21 protein-coding genes are annotated in these 14,353 nt (G+C 72.7%); 11 read left to right on the forward strand and 10 right to left on the reverse strand.

What is annotated here, in order from left to right; all coding sequences use genetic code 11:
• The first annotated feature begins 77 nt into the window (after positions 1-77).
• Positions 78-680: a TetR/AcrR family transcriptional regulator gene (locus tag Cco03nite_RS14920; RefSeq protein WP_239167383.1), complete on the forward strand. Its 603-nt coding sequence runs from the start codon at positions 78-80 to the stop codon at positions 678-680.
• 6 nt (positions 681-686) lie between these two features.
• Here Cco03nite_RS14920 and Cco03nite_RS14925 read toward each other — a convergent pair whose 3' ends face one another.
• Positions 687-1,598, reverse strand: coding sequence for an SMP-30/gluconolactonase/LRE family protein (locus Cco03nite_RS14925; protein WP_239167392.1), 912 nt, complete (start codon positions 1,596-1,598; stop codon positions 687-689).
• A 92-nt stretch (positions 1,599-1,690) separates the two neighbouring features.
• Between Cco03nite_RS14925 and Cco03nite_RS14930 the strand changes: the two genes are divergently transcribed.
• The gene (locus Cco03nite_RS14930; RefSeq protein WP_203692677.1) at positions 1,691-2,146 is read left to right on the forward strand and encodes an Lrp/AsnC family transcriptional regulator; all 456 of its coding nucleotides are present in this window, start codon (positions 1,691-1,693) and stop codon (positions 2,144-2,146) included.
• An 18-nt stretch (positions 2,147-2,164) separates the two neighbouring features.
• The gene (locus Cco03nite_RS14935) at positions 2,165-2,413 is read left to right on the forward strand and encodes an SCO4848 family membrane protein (RefSeq protein WP_203692678.1); all 249 of its coding nucleotides are present in this window, start codon (positions 2,165-2,167) and stop codon (positions 2,411-2,413) included.
• On the opposite strand, the gene Cco03nite_RS14940 is transcribed toward Cco03nite_RS14935, so the two are convergent.
• The 3 genes from Cco03nite_RS14940 to Cco03nite_RS14950 all read right to left on the reverse strand — a co-directional run bounded on the left by Cco03nite_RS14940 (position 2,414) and on the right by Cco03nite_RS14950 (position 4,905).
• Positions 2,414-2,782: a VOC family protein gene (locus Cco03nite_RS14940; protein ID WP_203692679.1), complete on the reverse strand. Its 369-nt coding sequence runs from the start codon at positions 2,780-2,782 to the stop codon at positions 2,414-2,416.
• 66 nt (positions 2,783-2,848) lie between these two features.
• The gene (locus Cco03nite_RS14945; protein ID WP_239167384.1) at positions 2,849-3,706 is read right to left on the reverse strand and encodes an alpha/beta fold hydrolase; all 858 of its coding nucleotides are present in this window, start codon (positions 3,704-3,706) and stop codon (positions 2,849-2,851) included.
• Positions 3,707-3,846: 140 nt separating this feature from the next.
• Positions 3,847-4,905, reverse strand: coding sequence for a 3-deoxy-7-phosphoheptulonate synthase (locus Cco03nite_RS14950; RefSeq protein WP_203692680.1), 1,059 nt, complete (start codon positions 4,903-4,905; stop codon positions 3,847-3,849).
• A 380-nt stretch (positions 4,906-5,285) separates the two neighbouring features.
• Here Cco03nite_RS14950 and Cco03nite_RS14955 point away from each other — a divergent pair, with 380 nt between their 5' ends.
• Both Cco03nite_RS14955 and Cco03nite_RS14960 read left to right on the forward strand, forming a co-directional pair.
• Complete coding sequence (locus Cco03nite_RS14955) at positions 5,286-5,948, forward strand: GntR family transcriptional regulator (protein ID WP_203692681.1); 663 nt, start codon at positions 5,286-5,288, stop codon at positions 5,946-5,948.
• A 47-nt stretch (positions 5,949-5,995) separates the two neighbouring features.
• Positions 5,996-6,649 carry an MBL fold metallo-hydrolase gene (locus Cco03nite_RS14960; protein ID WP_203692682.1) on the forward strand — a complete coding sequence of 218 codons (654 nt, stop codon included), beginning with the start codon at positions 5,996-5,998 and terminating at the stop codon, positions 6,647-6,649.
• A gap of 7 nt (positions 6,650-6,656) precedes the next feature.
• Here the strand turns inward: Cco03nite_RS14960 and Cco03nite_RS14965 are convergent, their stop codons facing one another.
• From Cco03nite_RS14965 to Cco03nite_RS14975, 3 genes are read right to left on the reverse strand one after another with little or no spacing between them, the layout of a single operon-like run.
• Positions 6,657-6,881 (reverse strand): helix-turn-helix domain-containing protein, encoded by a 225-nt coding sequence (locus tag Cco03nite_RS14965; protein WP_203692683.1) that lies wholly within the window; start codon positions 6,879-6,881, stop codon positions 6,657-6,659.
• Positions 6,878-7,429 carry a DUF6036 family nucleotidyltransferase gene (locus Cco03nite_RS14970; RefSeq protein WP_203692684.1) on the reverse strand — a complete coding sequence of 184 codons (552 nt, stop codon included), beginning with the start codon at positions 7,427-7,429 and terminating at the stop codon, positions 6,878-6,880. The genes Cco03nite_RS14965 and Cco03nite_RS14970 overlap by 4 nt, the downstream gene beginning before the upstream one ends.
• Complete coding sequence (locus tag Cco03nite_RS14975; RefSeq protein ID WP_203692685.1) at positions 7,426-7,845, reverse strand: hypothetical protein; 420 nt, start codon at positions 7,843-7,845, stop codon at positions 7,426-7,428. Before Cco03nite_RS14975 ends, Cco03nite_RS14970 begins: the two co-directional genes overlap by 4 nt.
• 150 nt (positions 7,846-7,995) lie before the next feature.
• Here Cco03nite_RS14975 and Cco03nite_RS14980 point away from each other — a divergent pair, with 150 nt between their 5' ends.
• A complete protein-coding gene (locus Cco03nite_RS14980) occupies positions 7,996-8,580 on the forward strand; it encodes a hypothetical protein (RefSeq protein WP_203692686.1) in 585 nt (194 codons plus the stop codon).
• A 39-nt stretch (positions 8,581-8,619) separates the two neighbouring features.
• On the opposite strand, the gene Cco03nite_RS14985 is transcribed toward Cco03nite_RS14980, so the two are convergent.
• Together Cco03nite_RS14985 and Cco03nite_RS14990 are read right to left on the reverse strand one after the other, a co-directional pair.
• Positions 8,620-9,834: an RNA polymerase sigma factor gene (locus Cco03nite_RS14985; RefSeq protein ID WP_203692687.1), complete on the reverse strand. Its 1,215-nt coding sequence runs from the start codon at positions 9,832-9,834 to the stop codon at positions 8,620-8,622.
• On the reverse strand, positions 9,827-10,174 hold the full coding sequence (locus tag Cco03nite_RS14990; RefSeq protein WP_203692688.1) for a YciI family protein: 348 nt from the start codon (positions 10,172-10,174) through the stop codon (positions 9,827-9,829). Before Cco03nite_RS14990 ends, Cco03nite_RS14985 begins: the two co-directional genes overlap by 8 nt.
• Before the next feature lie 227 nt (positions 10,175-10,401).
• Here Cco03nite_RS14990 and Cco03nite_RS14995 point away from each other — a divergent pair, with 227 nt between their 5' ends.
• Positions 10,402-10,608 (forward strand): hypothetical protein, encoded by a 207-nt coding sequence (locus Cco03nite_RS14995; protein WP_203692689.1) that lies wholly within the window; start codon positions 10,402-10,404, stop codon positions 10,606-10,608.
• Here Cco03nite_RS14995 and Cco03nite_RS15000 read toward each other — a convergent pair.
• A complete protein-coding gene (locus Cco03nite_RS15000; RefSeq protein WP_203692690.1) occupies positions 10,587-10,898 on the reverse strand; it encodes an ATP-binding cassette domain-containing protein in 312 nt (103 codons plus the stop codon). The two genes, Cco03nite_RS14995 and Cco03nite_RS15000, sit on opposite strands and share 22 nt — an antisense overlap.
• 24 nt (positions 10,899-10,922) lie before the next feature.
• Here Cco03nite_RS15000 and Cco03nite_RS15005 point away from each other — a divergent pair, with 24 nt between their 5' ends.
• The 4 genes from Cco03nite_RS15005 (at position 10,923) to Cco03nite_RS15020 (ending at position 14,299) form a co-directional block, all read left to right on the forward strand.
• Positions 10,923-11,441 carry a PadR family transcriptional regulator gene (locus tag Cco03nite_RS15005; RefSeq protein ID WP_203692691.1) on the forward strand — a complete coding sequence of 173 codons (519 nt, stop codon included), beginning with the start codon at positions 10,923-10,925 and terminating at the stop codon, positions 11,439-11,441.
• Between the two features lie 110 nt (positions 11,442-11,551).
• On the forward strand, positions 11,552-12,124 hold the full coding sequence (locus Cco03nite_RS15010; protein WP_203692692.1) for a dihydrofolate reductase family protein: 573 nt from the start codon (positions 11,552-11,554) through the stop codon (positions 12,122-12,124).
• Positions 12,125-12,173: 49 nt separating this feature from the next.
• Positions 12,174-12,446, forward strand: coding sequence for a hypothetical protein (locus tag Cco03nite_RS15015; protein WP_203692693.1), 273 nt, complete (start codon positions 12,174-12,176; stop codon positions 12,444-12,446).
• A gap of 287 nt (positions 12,447-12,733) precedes the next feature.
• A complete protein-coding gene (locus tag Cco03nite_RS15020) occupies positions 12,734-14,299 on the forward strand; it encodes a DEAD/DEAH box helicase (RefSeq protein WP_239167385.1) in 1,566 nt (521 codons plus the stop codon).
• Positions 14,300-14,353 lie beyond the last annotated feature (54 nt).

A 14,353-nucleotide genomic window follows, 5' to 3' on the forward strand; every position in this document is an offset into this window, starting at 1 on the left:
GGGAAAGTCCACGAATCCGCGCGACGATGGGCGCAGTTCCCCCGAGACTGCGGGCCGAGATGACGAGGAGGCGTGGCGTGGACGGGCGGAGTGCGCGGCGGGACGCCACGCGGCAGAAGTTGTTCGAGGCGACCATGGCGCTCATCGCGGAGCAGGGGTTCTCCGATACGACGGTGGACCAGATCGCGGAGCGGGCCGGGGTGGCCAAGGGCACGGTCTACTACAACTTCGCCTCGAAGAGCGTGCTGTTCGAGGAGCTGCTGCGGTACGGCGTGGGCCTGCTGACGGCCGACTTCGGCGCGGCGGTCGCCGGGCGGTCGCCGGTCGACGCGGTGGCCGCGCTGGTCCGCGCGGAGCTGGCGTTCATCCAGCGATACCGGTCGTTCGCGCAGCTGCTGCTGTCGGAGATGTGGCGTACGCATCGCGACTGGCAGCAGACGCTGCGCCTGCTGCGCGAGGAGGCGATCACCGTCATCGCGGCGACGCTGCGGGCGGGGGTGGACAGCGGGGACTTCGCCGCCGACCTCGACGTACGCCTGTCCGCCTCGGCGCTGTTCGGGGTGTGCCTGGTGGTGGCGCTGGACTGGCTGGTGTTCACCCCGGAGCAGCCGATCGAGCAGGTGGAGGCGGCGGTGCTGGCCATCGTGCGCAGCCGCGCCGCCGCCAACGCTCAGCCCTGACCGGGTTCAGCGGGCGGCCCACGGCGGGCGGCAGCCGTTCACGGTCAGCCTGATCACGTACACCGAGGTCGTCGCGGTCATGAAGAGCATGTTGCGCTTCGGGCCGCCGAAGACCAGGTTGGACACGATCTCGGGGAGCAGGATCCGGCCGAGCCGGGTGCCGTCCGGGTGGTAGCAGTGCACCCCGTCGTGGGCCGCCGCCCAGATCATGCCCCGGTCGTCCACGCGCAGCCCGTCGAACGAGCCCGCGTCGCACTCGGCCAGCACCTCGCCGCCGGTCAGGCCGCCCTCGGCGGTGACGTCGAAGACCCGGATGTGCTTGCGCCGCGTGTCGGCCAGGTAGAGCCGCCGCTCGTCGGGGGAGAAGGCGAGCCCGTTGGGGCGTACGGCGTCCTGCACCACCGCCTCCACCTGCCCGCCGGGCACGACGCGGTAGACGTGGCACGCGCCGATCTCGCTGGTGGCGCGGTTGCCCTCGTAGTCGTTGTCGATGCCGTACGACGGGTCGGTGAACCAGACCGAGCCGTCGGAGCGGACCACCACGTCGTTGGGGCTGTTGAGCCGCTTGCCCTGCCAGTTGTCGGCGAGCACGGTGATGGTGCCGTCGTGCTCGGTGCGGGTGACCCGCCGGTTGCCCTGCTCGCAGCTGACCAGACGGCCCTGCCCGTCCAGGGTGTGCCCGTTGGTGTGGCCGGCGGGCTGCCGGAAGACGCCGACCGTGCCGGTGGTCTCGTCCCAGCGCAACATGCGGTCGTTAGGAATGTCGCTGCAGAGCAGGTAGCGCCCGGCCGGGTGGTAGACCGGGCCCTCCAGCCAGCGGGCGCCGGTGAACAGCCGCTCCACCCGCTCGTCGCCGTTGCACTCGAAGCGCGGGTCCAGGGTCACGAGCTGGGCGGGGATGGTGTCGGTGGCGAGCAGAGCACTCACGATGTGCCTCCCATGCTGAACATCATTCGGCATGAAGCTAACATCGCCTAACGAGGTTCTGTCAAAGACTGTCGGGAGTTGACGTGGACGAGATCGACCGTACGCTGATCGCGCTGCTGCAGGCCGACGCGACCCGGCCGTACGCGGCGCTCGGGCTCGCGGTGGGCCTGTCCGGCGCCGCCGCCCACGACCGGGTCCGCAAGCTGCGGGAACGGGGCGTGATCCGGAGCACCACGATCGACGTCGACCCGCACGCGGCCGGGCGCGGCGTGCTGGCGTTCGTGCTGATCGAGGCGAACGAGTGGATGGGCGACACGACGACCGCCGCCGCCCTGCGCGCGATCCCGCAGATCCAGGAGGCGCACATCACCGCGGGCGCCGCGTCGGTGCTCACGAAGATCCGGACCTCGACGACCGAGGAGCTCCAGGCGGTGCTCAAGCAGATCTTCGCGGTGCCCGGGGTCACCGGCACGCAGACCATCGTGGCGCTGGAGACGTTCTTCGAGCGCCCGGTCTCGGTGCGGCCGTACGACCGCTGACTGGCATACTCGCCGGTTATGAGGTTGTCGCGCGGCTGGTCGCTGTTCCTGATCGGGGTCGGTGTGTGGACCTGGCTGATCTGGCCGCGGTTCGCCGTCGCGATCTGGGACGACCCACGGGCCTGGGTGAGCGGCGTGTCCGGTGACGGCTCGCCGACGAGCTTCCTCTGGGTGCACGCCCTGCTGATCGGGGCGTCGCTGGCGATCGGCACCACCGTCGGCGTGCTCGGCGTCAGGGGAGTGCTGGCGGCCCGCCGCGAGCGCTGATCACCCGGGCAGGTGGCAGACCGCCTCGACGTTGTTGCCGTCCCGGTCGCGCACGAACGCCCCGAAGTAGTTCTCGTGGTACTCCGGCCACACCCGCGGCTCGTGCAGCACCTCGGCCCCGGTCCCGACCGCCGCCTCGAAGAACGCGGTGACGGCCGCGCGGTCGGCGGCGACGAACGCGATGTGCGCCTCCCGCGCGGCGCCCTCGGTCGTGACCGGACCGAGCCAGAACACCGGCCGGTCGACGCCGTAGCCGATGACGTCGCCGAACTCCAGCAGGCGCCGCCCGCCGAGCGGCTCCAGCACGGTGTCGTAGAAGTACGCGGCCGCTTCGACGTCGGCGACCTGGATCGACAGGTGATCGAGCATGCCTGCCACCCTAGCGGCGGCCGCCGACGCCGACTCCCGTCCGGTGCGGGGCACGCCGTCCCCGTCTCACCGGGTGCGGTCCAGGAATCCGGCGATCAGCGGGGCGATCTCGGGCAGGCACTCCTCCAGCGCGAAGTGCCCGGTCGCGAACAGGTGCAGCTCGGCGTCGGGCAGGTCGCGCAGGTAGGCGTGCGCGCCGGGGGTGAGGAAGAACGGGTCGCCGGCGCCCCACAGGATCAGCGCCGGCGGCCGGTGCTCGCGCAGCCACCGCTGCCACAGTGGATACAGCTCGACGTTGGTGTGGTAGTCGAGCGCCAGGTCGATCTGGGCGTCCTTGCGGCCGGGTCGGTCCAGGTAGTGCTGGTCCAGGGTCCAGCCGTCGGGGGCGATCAGCTCGGGATCGGTGGCGCCGCCGACGTACTGGTCCCGGGTCACCGGGAGCACCATGATCCCGGCGACCGCCTCGCGCGCCCCGGGCACGCCCGGCCGGTTCGCCGTCAGGCCGCGGGCCAGGTCGGACAGGCCCTCGTCGTACGCGTTGGCGTTCTGCACGATCAGCCCGGCGATCCACTCCGGACGCCGGGTGGCCAGGCGCATGCCGACCGGGCCGCCGAAATCGAAGGCGTACAGCGTGAACCGGCGCAGCCCGAGCCGCTCGACGAAGCCTTCGACCACGTCGGCCAGCCGCTCGAACGTGTACGTGAACTCCGCCGGGGCCTCGGTCTGCCCGAACCCGGGATAGTCCGGGGCGACGACGTGGTAGCTCCCGCCGAGCGCGTCGATCAGCCGCCGGAACTGCGCCGACGAGCTGGGGAACCCGTGCAGGAGCAGCAGCGTCGGCGCGCCGGGAGCACCGGCCTCGCGATAGAACACGCGCACCCCGTCGACGTCGACGAACCGATGCGCGACCTTCGGAATCTTCACCCCGTGCCTCCGACCATGTGCCAGCCGCTCCGTGACGGTACTCCGGCCGGCAGGCGAAGATCGCCGTTTCCGGTCAGAACCTGGGTTCGTACCGCGGGTTCTGGCCGGAAACGGCGATCTCGGGAAGCCGGGCGGGAGGGTCAGACGGTGGCGCGGCGGGCGGCGACGGCCTGGGCCAGGGTGGCCAGGGCCTGCTCGGTGGTCTCCCAGCTCATGCAGGCGTCGGTGACGCTCTGGCCGTAGGTCAGCGGCTGCCCGGAATCCAGGTCCTGGCGGCCCGCGACGATGAAGCTCTCCAGCATCACGCCCGCGATGCCGGCCTGGCCGCCCGCGATCTGCGCCGCGATCTCGTCGGAGACGACGGCCTGCCGCTCGTGGCTCTTGCCGCTGTTGCCGTGGCTCGCGTCGATGACCAGGCGGTGCTTCATCCCGGCCTTCTCGGTCATGGCCAGCGTCGCGGCCACCGACTCGGGGCCGTAGTTCGGGCCGCTGCGGCCGCCGCGCAGGATCACGTGGCAGTCCTCGTTGCCGGTGGTGGTGACGATCGCGGCCCGGCCGTCGTGGTCCACGCCGAAGAAGACGTGGCTGTTGCGGCCCACCTCGCAGGCGTCGATCGCGCCCTGCACGCCGCCGTCGGTGGTGTTCTTGAAGCCGACCGGCATGGACAGGCCCGAGGCGAGCTGGCGGTGCACCTGGCTCTCGATGGTCCGGGCCCCGATCGCACCCCAGGTCACCGCGTCGGCGATGTACTGCGGGCTGGTCGGGTCGAGGAACTCGCAGCCCACCGGCACCCCCAGGTCGAGGATGTCGAGCAGCAGCGCCCGTGCGGTACGCAGGCCGCGGTGCACGTCGTACGTCCCGTCCAGCCCCGGGTCGTTGATGAGGCCCTTCCAGCCGATCGTGGTGCGCGGCTTCTCGAAGTAGACCCGCATCACCACACACAGCTCGCGGGAGTGCTGCTTCGCGGCCTCGGCCAGCCGGCGGGCGTAGTCCATGGCCGCCTCGGTGTCGTGCACCGAACACGGGCCGACCACCACCAGCAGCCGGTCGTCGCGACCGGTGAGCACCTCCCGCACCTCCTGGCGGGACCGTTCCACCAGCGCCGCGCGATGATCACCGAGCGGCAGCTCCGTGAGCAGCTCGCGCGGCGGGCGCAGCGGCTCGAAGGACAGGACGTGGACGTCGTTGGTCTGGGTCATTCGGAGCGTCTCCCGGTTCCGTGGGGGGACGGGCCCCGCACCTCGGAAAGTCCCAGGCCAGCCCGTCCATGACATGGCAAAGGGCGAAGACGAGACGTCTTCGCCCTGCTGGCTCTGGGTGGAATCGCGGTCAGCGCAATGAACCGCCGGCTCCACCCAGAGCCAGCGTAAAGCGCCAATACATGCGAACCACGCGGACAGCCTACCCCATGTGACGGCATCGATCCAGACCGCTGTCATCCGGAACCGGACTCCGGGGCGGAAAGCTCCCGGCCGGTCGGGCAGGCTGAGCGCGGCTGTGGTGATGGACTCATGGCAGCCGTCGCGTCGATACGTTTACTGTGGGCGCTCGGAAGCGACACGACGAGGGAGGCGGCCAGGTGCCCGCAGCGCAAGACCTGCCCGCCGAACCGATGCACGCCACCCGCACGCTGTCCGACAACGTCTACCGGTGGCTGCGCGACCAGATCGTGCTCGGCAAGATCGGCCCCAACGAGCCGCTGGTCGAGGCGGTGATCGCGGAGAAGCTCCAGGTCAGCCGCACGCCCATCCGGGAGAGCCTGCAGCGGCTGGCCGCCGACGGCCTGATCGTCTCGCACCGCCGCCGCTGGATCGTGCGCCAGCACGGCCGCGACGAGGTCGTGGCCATCTACGAGGTGCGCATGGCGCTGGAGTCGTTCGCGGCCCGCTTCGCCTGCCAGCGCGCCACCGACGCGGAGCTGGCCGCCATCGCGGCCCACTGCGACACCTGGTCCGCCGGCGGCCCGGCCGACGAGTTCGTGCTCTTCAACGACCGCTTCCACCACCTGATCGTCGAGGCCGCGCACAACCCCCGGCTCGCCCGCGTCATCGAGCAGAACCACCTGTACTACTTCAACGAGCAGATCGCCGGGCACTACCGCCCCGACGAGATCATCGCCGCCCAGTCCGAGCACCGGGAACTGGTCGAGGCGCTGCACGGACGCGACGCCGACCGCGCGGCCGAGCTGTCCCGCCGCCACGCCGAGGAAGCCCTCGAACTGATCCTGGCCCGCCTGTTCTGATCCCGCGACGCCGGGCGCGAACCGTGCCCCGGCGATAGTCTGCGGGGGTGCCCTACACCGGAGACGTGAGCCGCGGCGCGGCCGCCGACGTACGCGAACTCGACGACCTCGTCATCAGCAAGGTGTCCGTCGGTCCGCACGACAACAACGCCTACCTGCTGCGCTGCCGGGCCACCGGCGAGCAGCTGCTGATCGACGCCGCCAACGACGCGGACACCCTGCTGGCCCTGGCCGGTGACGCGGGCCTGGCCACCGTGGTCACCACACACCGGCACGGCGACCACTGGCAGGCGCTCGCCGAGGTCGTGGCGGCCACCGGGGCGACGCCGATCGCGCACCCCGACGACGCCGACGAGCTGCCGGTCAAGGCGCAGACCGTCGCGGAAGGACAGACCGTACGCGTCGGCCGGGCCGAGCTGGAGGTCATCCACCTGGTCGGGCACACCCCGGGCTCGATCGCGCTGCTCTACCGCGACCCGCACGGGCACCCGCACCTGTTCACCGGGGACTCGCTGTTCCCGGGCGGGGTCGGCAACACCTGGGGCGACCCGCAGGCGTTCGCCTCGCTGCTGCACGACGTCGAGACGAAGCTGTTCGACCGGCTCCCGGACGACACCTGGTTCTACCCCGGCCACGGCAAGGACAGCACCCTCGGCCACGAGCGCCCCGCCCTGCCGGAATGGCGTGCCCGCGGCTGGTGAGCCGGTGTCAGGACGACTCTGCCCGAGCGATACGCAGCGCGGTCTGCACCACGGTCGGGCTGCAGCCCAACTCCTCGGCGATACGGCGGACCGACATCCCCGCACGATGGGCAGCCAGAATCGCATTGCGCCTGGCCTTGGCGTGCTCCAACATCGCCATTCGGGCCTGCTCGGCCAGACCGCCGTGCCGCCGTGCGTCGACGAGCGCGTGGGCCACCCGGTCGTCCGTCATCGCCCCTGGTCCAGGGCATCGGCATCGCGCAGCATTTCGACGATCTCACCCAGCAGGAACTGCGTCTTCGCCTCGACGGGCCGACCCTGGTAAACGCTCTCGACCAGGTCCAGCCCTTCCTCGACCGTGGTGAAGCCGACCTGCCGATACAGGAACATGATGTCGTCGGCGTCGTTCTCGACACGCGCTGAGAAGAGCTTCATCGCGAGCAGGTAGCGCGCTGACGCCACGTCGACGTTCAGTGACGCGCTCGCGTAGAAACGCTGTGCGTCCGGATCAGGCCCCGGCAGGAAGCCCTTCACGGCGTCGTTGAGCCAGTCGGCGACCAGGCCTCGACGTTCGGCAACGGCTGCGGCGGCGTCCCGGACGACCTCTGTCGGCAGGAAGACCGCGTCGAGATCTCGGGTCGACCGGGCGTCGTCGTACGCCACCGCGATCGCCGCGCCACCCACCAGGAACAGGTCGGCACGAGCACCGCGTGCGGCGAGTTCGGCGCTGAGATCGTCGAGCAACGCGTGGATGTCGTCCCGCCCGAGCCCGACGCTCATGCCCGCTCCAGCGCACCGCGGGTGATGAACACGCCTCGCCGGCGGAAGGAGGAGGGGGACTCGACCAGGGCGCGTGGGCGTAGACCCGGCAGGTCGGTGACGAACCACCACGGCAGTGCCTCGCGCTGTGGTTCGCGGGCCCAGGCCGGGACCGGCCATCCGTCACGCCGTCCGAGATATTCGGCCATCGCGGCCAGAGCGGCGTCGACCCGAGCGTCACCCGTGGGTGAGGGCGGTTGGCGCCACATCTGAGCGGCGGCCTCCCGGCCGTCGTGCCGAAGCACGCTGGTGTAGTCGTCGAGCATCTGGGTCAGGGCAAAACGCCACACGCGGCTCAGCCGCTCGCCGGCCGACAACATGTGCGCGGCCACGGCTGCGGCGTCATCGACCGTACGGAACGACGCTACGAGACCCATGTGCGTATGGTACCCCCGTACGCCCTGGTCGAACGGCGCTCGGCTCGGCGGTTCAGCCGCTGTGATCCAGGCGATGCCGGAGCGCCCCCACCGTGGTGGCGAAAGGTGGCAGGCTGGCGCAGTTCGCGTACTGGATCAGGAGTGCGACACATGCGGCGTCTTCTCGTCTCGGCCGTGCTCGGTGCGGCCCTCCTCGCCACCACCGCCTGCGGCGGCAACCCGACCAGGCCCGGAGCGATGCCCTCCCCGGGAGCGGTCGTCGGCTCGGGGTCGTCCGCCCCCGGCGCGGCCGTGCCGCCGTCGGGGTCGGCGAGCGCCGCCTCGGGCGGGCCGAAGAGCCCGGTCCCGGGCGCGGCCGCCGGGCTCTCCCCGGCCGACCAGGCGATCTGCACCGGTCGCCGGGAGGTCTACCAGAAGGTCACCACGGCGACGCAGCGTTACGCCGGGCTCGTCGACGGCCGGTATGCCGGTGGCGACCAGGCCAAGCGGCAGGTGCTCGCCGAGCTGCAGAAGGCGCTCGCGGACTACCGCGACCACCTGGCCCGCCGGGCGGCGAGCGCGGTGGACCAGCGGCTGGCCGGGGCGATGCGCGCCGACGTCAGCTACGTCAGCAAGCGGCTCACCGACCTCAGGGCGGCCGGAACCGACTACGACGGCAAGGTGTTCCTGGTGGTGGACACGATCGTCAAGGGCGCGAGCAAGGACCAGCGCGTGCCGGCGCTGTGCGGCGGCTGACCGCGGGCGGTCGGCTCGCGTGCCGCGAGGGGTGACGGCTCACGTGCCGAGCGCGTCGTGGCGGTCCTGCAGGAAGGCGCGTTCGGCCGCGTTGCCGGTGGCGGTGATCGCGGCCCGGTAGGCCCGCGCGGCCTCGGCGTCGCGGCCCAGGCGGTGCAGCAGGTCCGCGCGGACGGCGTGATACACGTGGTAGCCGTCCAGGTCCAGCGTGTCCAGCAGGGCCAGGGCCGCGCCGGGACCGTCCACTTCGGCCACCGCGACCGCCCGGTTCAGCGCCACCACGGGGCTGGGCGTCTGGGCGAGCAGCCGGTCGTACAGGGCGAGCACGCGTCGCCAGTCGGTGGCCGCGGCGTCGGGCGCGGTGGCGTGCACCGCGCTGATCGCGGCCTGGAGCTGGTACGGGCCGAGCTGCCGCCGCCGCAGGCACCGGTGGACCAGCGCCAGCCCTTCCGCGACGAGTTCGCGGTCCCAGCGGGCGCGGTCCTGTTCGGGCAGTGGCACGAGCCGCCCGGTCGCGGTGGTGCGCGCCGCCCGGCGTGACTCGGTGAGCAGCATCAGGGCCAGCAGGCCCAGCGCCTCCGGCTCGTCGGGCATCAGCTCGGCGAGCAGGCGGCCGAGGCGGATCGCCTCGTGGCACAGGTCGGCGCGCGCGAGCGTGTTCCCGGAGCTGGCCGTGTAGCCCTCGTTGAAGACGAGGTAGACCACGGCGAGCACGGAGCGCAGGCGGGCGGGCAGGTCGGCGTCGCGCGGCACGCGATACGGGATGCCCGCGCCCTTGATCTTGTTCTTGGCGCGGACCAGCCGCTGCGCCATCGTCGCCTCGGGCACCAGGAACGCGTGCGCGATCTCGGCGGTGCTCAGGCCGCCGAGCAGCCGCAGGGTCAGCGCGACCTGGGCGGTGACCGCGAGCGCCGGGTGGCAGCAGGTGAAGATCAGGCGGAGCCGGTCGTCGGGCACGGGCCCCTCCTCGGCGGGCGGGTCGGCGACGGCCAGCAGCGCGGCCTGCGCGTGCCGGTCGTCGCGGGTCGCCTCGCGGCGCAGCCGGTCCACGGCGCGGTTGCGGGCGGTGGTGATGATCCAGCCGGCCGGGCTGGGCGGCACACCGTGCTCCGGCCAGCGCCGCACCGCCTCGGCGAACGCGTCCTGGACGGACTCCTCGGCGAGCTCGATGTCGCCGAACGCCCGCACCAGCACGGCCACCGCGCGGCCGTACTCGGCGCGGAAGACGCCGGCGACGTCGGTCGGCTCAGGCACCGGAGTGCAGGGGGCGCACCTCGATCGGCAGGGTGACCGCGCGGGCCGCCTTGGCCGCCCAGCCGAGCGCCGCGTCGAGGTCCGGCGCCTCGATGATCCAGAAGCCGCCGACGTGCTCCTTGCCCTCCAGGTAGGGGCCGTCGGTGAGCAGGATGTCGTCGCCCTTGGCGCGGACCACGGTGGCGGTCTCGGGCGGCAGCAGGCCGTTGCGGAAGACGGTCACGCCCGCGGCGTCGAGTTCGGCGTTCAGCGCGGCCAGCGCCCGCATGACCGGGTCCAGCACCTCGGGCGGCGGCGGCCCGCCGTCGGGCTGGTAGATGCTGAGCAGGTACTGCTTCATGGCGGTGCTCCTCGTCCCGGCGGCCGGTGGACGTGGCCGCTCACCCTCCATACGAACAGCATCCGCCGGAATCGACACCACCTGCCGCGAACATCTCCACGAACCTTCCTGACCTGCGCGGATGGGGAGGGCACGTGTGGCGTGGTGCACGTATAGACGAACACCCCTTCCCCCAGGTGGGGGCACGGAGGTAACGTGAGCGCTCCCCGCCCCCTCCGGAGAGTCACATGCTCGTCACTGAACCCGCTGTCGCTGACCGCCTGCTGCTGGTCAGCGTGCTGACCATCGGCGACTACGTGATGGAGCTGTCCGAGACGGTGCTGGTCCGCCCGGGGCAGCGCACCTGGGTGCGCGGGAGCACCTACTTCGTGCAGTCGCCGGACGGCCAGACGCGTACGGTCGAGGGCCGCGTCTACCCGTTCTGCCGCCGCTGAGCGTGATCACAGGCGGGGCCGCCCAGCCGGCTCAGCGTCTCCTCGGGCTCCTCGCCGCCGGCCAGGGACACGTCCTGCACGACCTCGCCGTCGCGCAGCCGGATGAGCCGGTCGCAGGCGGCGGCGACGTGCTGCTCGTGCGTGGCGACCAGCACGGTCATGGCGTGCTCGGCGCGCAGCGCGGCGAGCAGGTCGAGGATCTCGGTGCCGGTGCGCGAGTCGAGGTTGCCGGTAGGCTCGTCGGCCAGCAGCAGGCTGGGCGCGCCGATCAGCGCGCGGGCGATGGCCACGTCGAGAAGGGAGGGTGGTGAGCCATGCCGATCCAGCACGCGGTGCTGGCCCTGCTGCGCGAGGGGCCCAGCCACGGCTACGAGCTGAAGAGCGCGTTCGAGTCCGCCGTCGGACCGCAGTGGGGCGCGCTCAACATCGGGCACCTCTACCAGGTGCTCGACCGCCTCTCCCGGGACGGTCTCGTCGACTCCAGCCGGATGGCGCAGGAGATCAAACCCGACCGCGTGGTGTACCGGATGACCGACGCCGGCGAGCGCGAACTCGACGACTGGATGACCTCGGCCAGCCCGCGTACCGCCGGTTTCCGGGACGACCTGTTCCTGAAGGTGGTCGCCGCGACCCGCACCGGGGACCGCGACACGGTGTCCGCGGTGCTCGCCGCGCAGCGCGCCCACCTGCTGCGCGAGCTGCGCAACCTGGAGACGCTGCGCCGCGACCCCGCCCGCGAGACCGTGGTGCGCCTGCTTCTGGCCGCCGCCGCCCGGCACGTCACCGCCGACCTGACCTTCCTGGAGGACGTGGAGGCCGAACTGCTCGCCTGACGCCGACCGCCCGGGCAGCGCGGTGTGCCCGAGTGGCGCAGCTGTGCCGTCCGCTGTGGACTGTGGCAGCATGGGAGTCCGCATTTACGGAGGTCTACGGGGGGATCGCGATGGCACAGGTGATAGCGCACGTGACGATGTCGCTCGACGGCTACATGGCCGGGCCTGACGTCGGGCCGGAGCACCCGATGGGCCGCGGCGGCGAGCGGCTGCACCGGTGGCTCTTCGACGACGCGGACGAGGTGGACGCCGCTGCGGCGCGGCGGCAGTTCGCGCTGACCGGGGCCGTACTGCTCGGCCGCCGTACGTTCGACGTCGGGGTGGGCGTCTGGGGCGACACCCCGTACCCGGCCCCCTGTTTTGTGCTGACCCACCACCCGGCGCCGGATCGGACCGAGCGCAGCGGCACCTTCACCTTCGTGACCACCGGGCTGGCCGACGCCCTGGACCAGGCCACGGTGGCGGCGGGGGAGCGGGCGGTGACGCTGATGGGCGCGGACGTCGTGCAGCAGGTGCTGCGGGCCGGCCTGCTCGACGAGCTGCACCTGCAGCTCGCACCGGTGATGCTGGGCGGCGGGCGGCGGCTGTTCGAGCACCTCGGGACCGACCACATCGAACTCGAGCGGCTCGCGGTCGAGGAGTCGCCCCACGTCACGCACCTGCGGTTCCGAGTCGTGAAATAGCAACGGTGGTCACTGGCCCCGTTGGCGCGCAGCGGCTACCTTCGGTCGCATGTCTGCCGGTGAGGTCCTGCTGTGGGCGGTGCTCGGCCTGGCCGCGCTGGCGATCCTGGCCTTCGCCGGCATCGTGCTGAAGTTCGTGCTGAAGGCCGCCATGTCGTACGCGCGGCGCAAGCCGCCGCAGGCGGCGGCCTTCTTCACGATCCCGGGCGGGCTCGCCACCTTCGTCGCGACGTTCTTCGGGGCGGGCCTGCCGCTGGCCATGGCGATCGGGGTCACCACCGGTCTGGCCGTATTCCTCCTGGTCGCGATGGAACTGGGTTAGCCAGGACACACCTGCCGGGCACCCTGGCCACCCTCCGGCCGCCGGCCCGGCGTGTAAGGTGGAGAACAGTTGATCACGCAGGGCCCGGTGGGCCGTGCGCCCCCGCCGGAGAATCCCGCCGCGCCGCAGAGCGTGGCATGCGATGCTCTGTCGTCCGGTTCCGCGGCGTTCCCGCCGCTGAGCCGGGTCCAGCACCTCCGTCATCCGGTTCGTTACCTGTCGGACTCTCCCTGGCGTGACCGGGTCGAGAGCCTTCGCGCGGCGTGCCGACAGCGAAAGGCTCCGCTTTGACCACCGCAGTGCCCGGTTCCTCCCAGCACCCCGTCCGCCGCCGCCGTCGCCGCCCGGCGTCCGCCGCCCAGCCGGGCGGCACCAAGGCGTCCGGCACCGCGTCCGGCGCCGCCACCACGGCCGCCGCCAAGGCGTCCGGCTCCAAGCCGTCCGGCGCCAAGACGCCTACGGCCAAGGTGCCCGCCGCCAGGACGGCCGGTGCCCAGCCCGCGGGCAGGGCGACCCGGGCAGCCGGTGCGCCGGCCCCGGCCAGGGCGCAGGCGGCCCCGGAGCCCACCGGCCCGCTGGCGACGAGCTTCGCCGAGCTTCCGCTGCACCCCTCGCTGGCCGCCGTGCTCACCGCCCAGGGCCTCACCGTGCCGTCGCCGATCCAGGCGCGCACCATCGCCGACGGCGTCGCCGGACGCGACGTGCTCGGCCGGGCCCGCACCGGTTCGGGCAAGACCCTCGCCTTCGGGCTGCCGATGCTGACCCGCCTGGCGGGCCGCCGCGCCCGCTCCCGCCAGCCGCTGGCACTGGTGCTGGTCCCCACCCGGGAACTCGCCGCCCAGGTCGCCGCCGCGCTGGCCCCGTACGCCGCCGCGCTGAACCTGCGCACCGTCACCGTCGTCGGCGGCCTGTCCCTGGGCCGCCAGGGCGACCAGCTGCGCGCGGGCGCGGAGATCGTCATCGCCACCCCGGGCCGCCTCAACGACCTGCTGGACCGCGGCGACTGCCGGCTCGACCAGGTCGAGATCACCGTGCTCGACGAGGCCGACCAGATGGCCGACATGGGCTTCCTGCCCCAGGTCAGCTCGCTGCTGACGGCGACCGCGCCGGGCGGGCAGCGGCTGCTGTTCTCGGCGACCCTCGACGGGGACGTCGACCGGCTGGTCCGGCGCTTCCTGAACGACCCGGCCCGGCACTCGGTGGACCCGCCGGCCGGGGCGGTCACCACCATGGAGCACCACCTGCTGCACATCGACGCCGCCGACAAGGACGCCACCACGGCGCACATCGGCGCGCGTGACGGCCGGGTGATCATGTTCGTGAAGACGAAGCACCGCGCCGACCGGGTCGCCCGGCGGCTGCTGGCCAGCGGCGTCACGGCGGCGGCGCTGCACGGCGGCAAGTCGCAGCCGCAGCGCACCCGCATCCTCGACCAGTTCAAGTCGGGCGCGGTCAACGCGCTGATCGCCACCGACCTGGCGGCCCGGGGCATCCACATCGACGACCTCGACCTGGTCGTGAACTACGACCCGCCGAACGACGCCAAGGACTACCTGCACCGCGGCGGCCGCACCGCCCGCGCGGGGCGCACCGGCACCGTCGTCACCCTGGTGGTGGCCGAGGAGCGCCGGGAGACCGCGCGGCTGCTCGCCGCCGCGGGCGTCGACGCCCGCACCACCGCGGTCCGCCCGCACGACCAGGAACTGGCCCGGATCACGGGCGCGCGCACTCCGTCGGGCACCCCGGCCGTGCTGCCCGCCCCGGCCCCGGCTGCGGCACCCACCGCCTCCGGCGGCGACCAGCCCGCACGCCGTTCCAGCCGCTCGCGCCGAGGCCGCCGCTCCCCCCGCTGACCGGGCGGGCGCGTCCCGGACCCGTTCTCCACAGACGTTGGCCTATGTCGTCGA

Source organism: Catellatospora coxensis, assembly GCF_016862635.1.
In the GTDB taxonomy this organism is placed as follows: Bacteria; Actinomycetota; Actinomycetes; order Mycobacteriales; family Micromonosporaceae; genus Catellatospora; species Catellatospora coxensis.

Excerpts from the sequence above, each read along its gene's own strand:
- Cco03nite_RS14935 (WP_203692678.1), top strand. The coding sequence starts at position 2,165 with ATGAGGTTGTCGCGCGGCTGGTCGCTGTTCCTGATCGGGGTCGGTGTG.
- Cco03nite_RS14940 (WP_203692679.1), bottom strand. The coding sequence starts at position 2,782 with ATGCTCGATCACCTGTCGATCCAGGTCGCCGACGTCGAAGCGGCCGCG.
- Cco03nite_RS14950 (WP_203692680.1), bottom strand. The coding sequence starts at position 4,905 with ATGACCCAGACCAACGACGTCCACGTCCTGTCCTTCGAGCCGCTGCGC.
- Cco03nite_RS14965 (WP_203692683.1), bottom strand. The coding sequence starts at position 6,881 with ATGACGGACGACCGGGTGGCCCACGCGCTCGTCGACGCACGGCGGCAC.
- Cco03nite_RS14970 (WP_203692684.1), bottom strand. The coding sequence starts at position 7,429 with ATGAGCGTCGGGCTCGGGCGGGACGACATCCACGCGTTGCTCGACGAT.
- Cco03nite_RS14975 (WP_203692685.1), bottom strand. The coding sequence starts at position 7,845 with ATGGGTCTCGTAGCGTCGTTCCGTACGGTCGATGACGCCGCAGCCGTG.
- Cco03nite_RS14980 (WP_203692686.1), top strand. The coding sequence starts at position 7,996 with ATGCGGCGTCTTCTCGTCTCGGCCGTGCTCGGTGCGGCCCTCCTCGCC.
- Cco03nite_RS14990 (WP_203692688.1), bottom strand. The coding sequence starts at position 10,174 with ATGAAGCAGTACCTGCTCAGCATCTACCAGCCCGACGGCGGGCCGCCG.
- Cco03nite_RS14995 (WP_203692689.1), top strand. The coding sequence starts at position 10,402 with ATGCTCGTCACTGAACCCGCTGTCGCTGACCGCCTGCTGCTGGTCAGC.
- Cco03nite_RS15005 (WP_203692691.1), top strand. The coding sequence starts at position 10,923 with ATGCCGATCCAGCACGCGGTGCTGGCCCTGCTGCGCGAGGGGCCCAGC.
- Cco03nite_RS15010 (WP_203692692.1), top strand. The coding sequence starts at position 11,552 with ATGGCACAGGTGATAGCGCACGTGACGATGTCGCTCGACGGCTACATG.
- Cco03nite_RS15015 (WP_203692693.1), top strand. The coding sequence starts at position 12,174 with ATGTCTGCCGGTGAGGTCCTGCTGTGGGCGGTGCTCGGCCTGGCCGCG.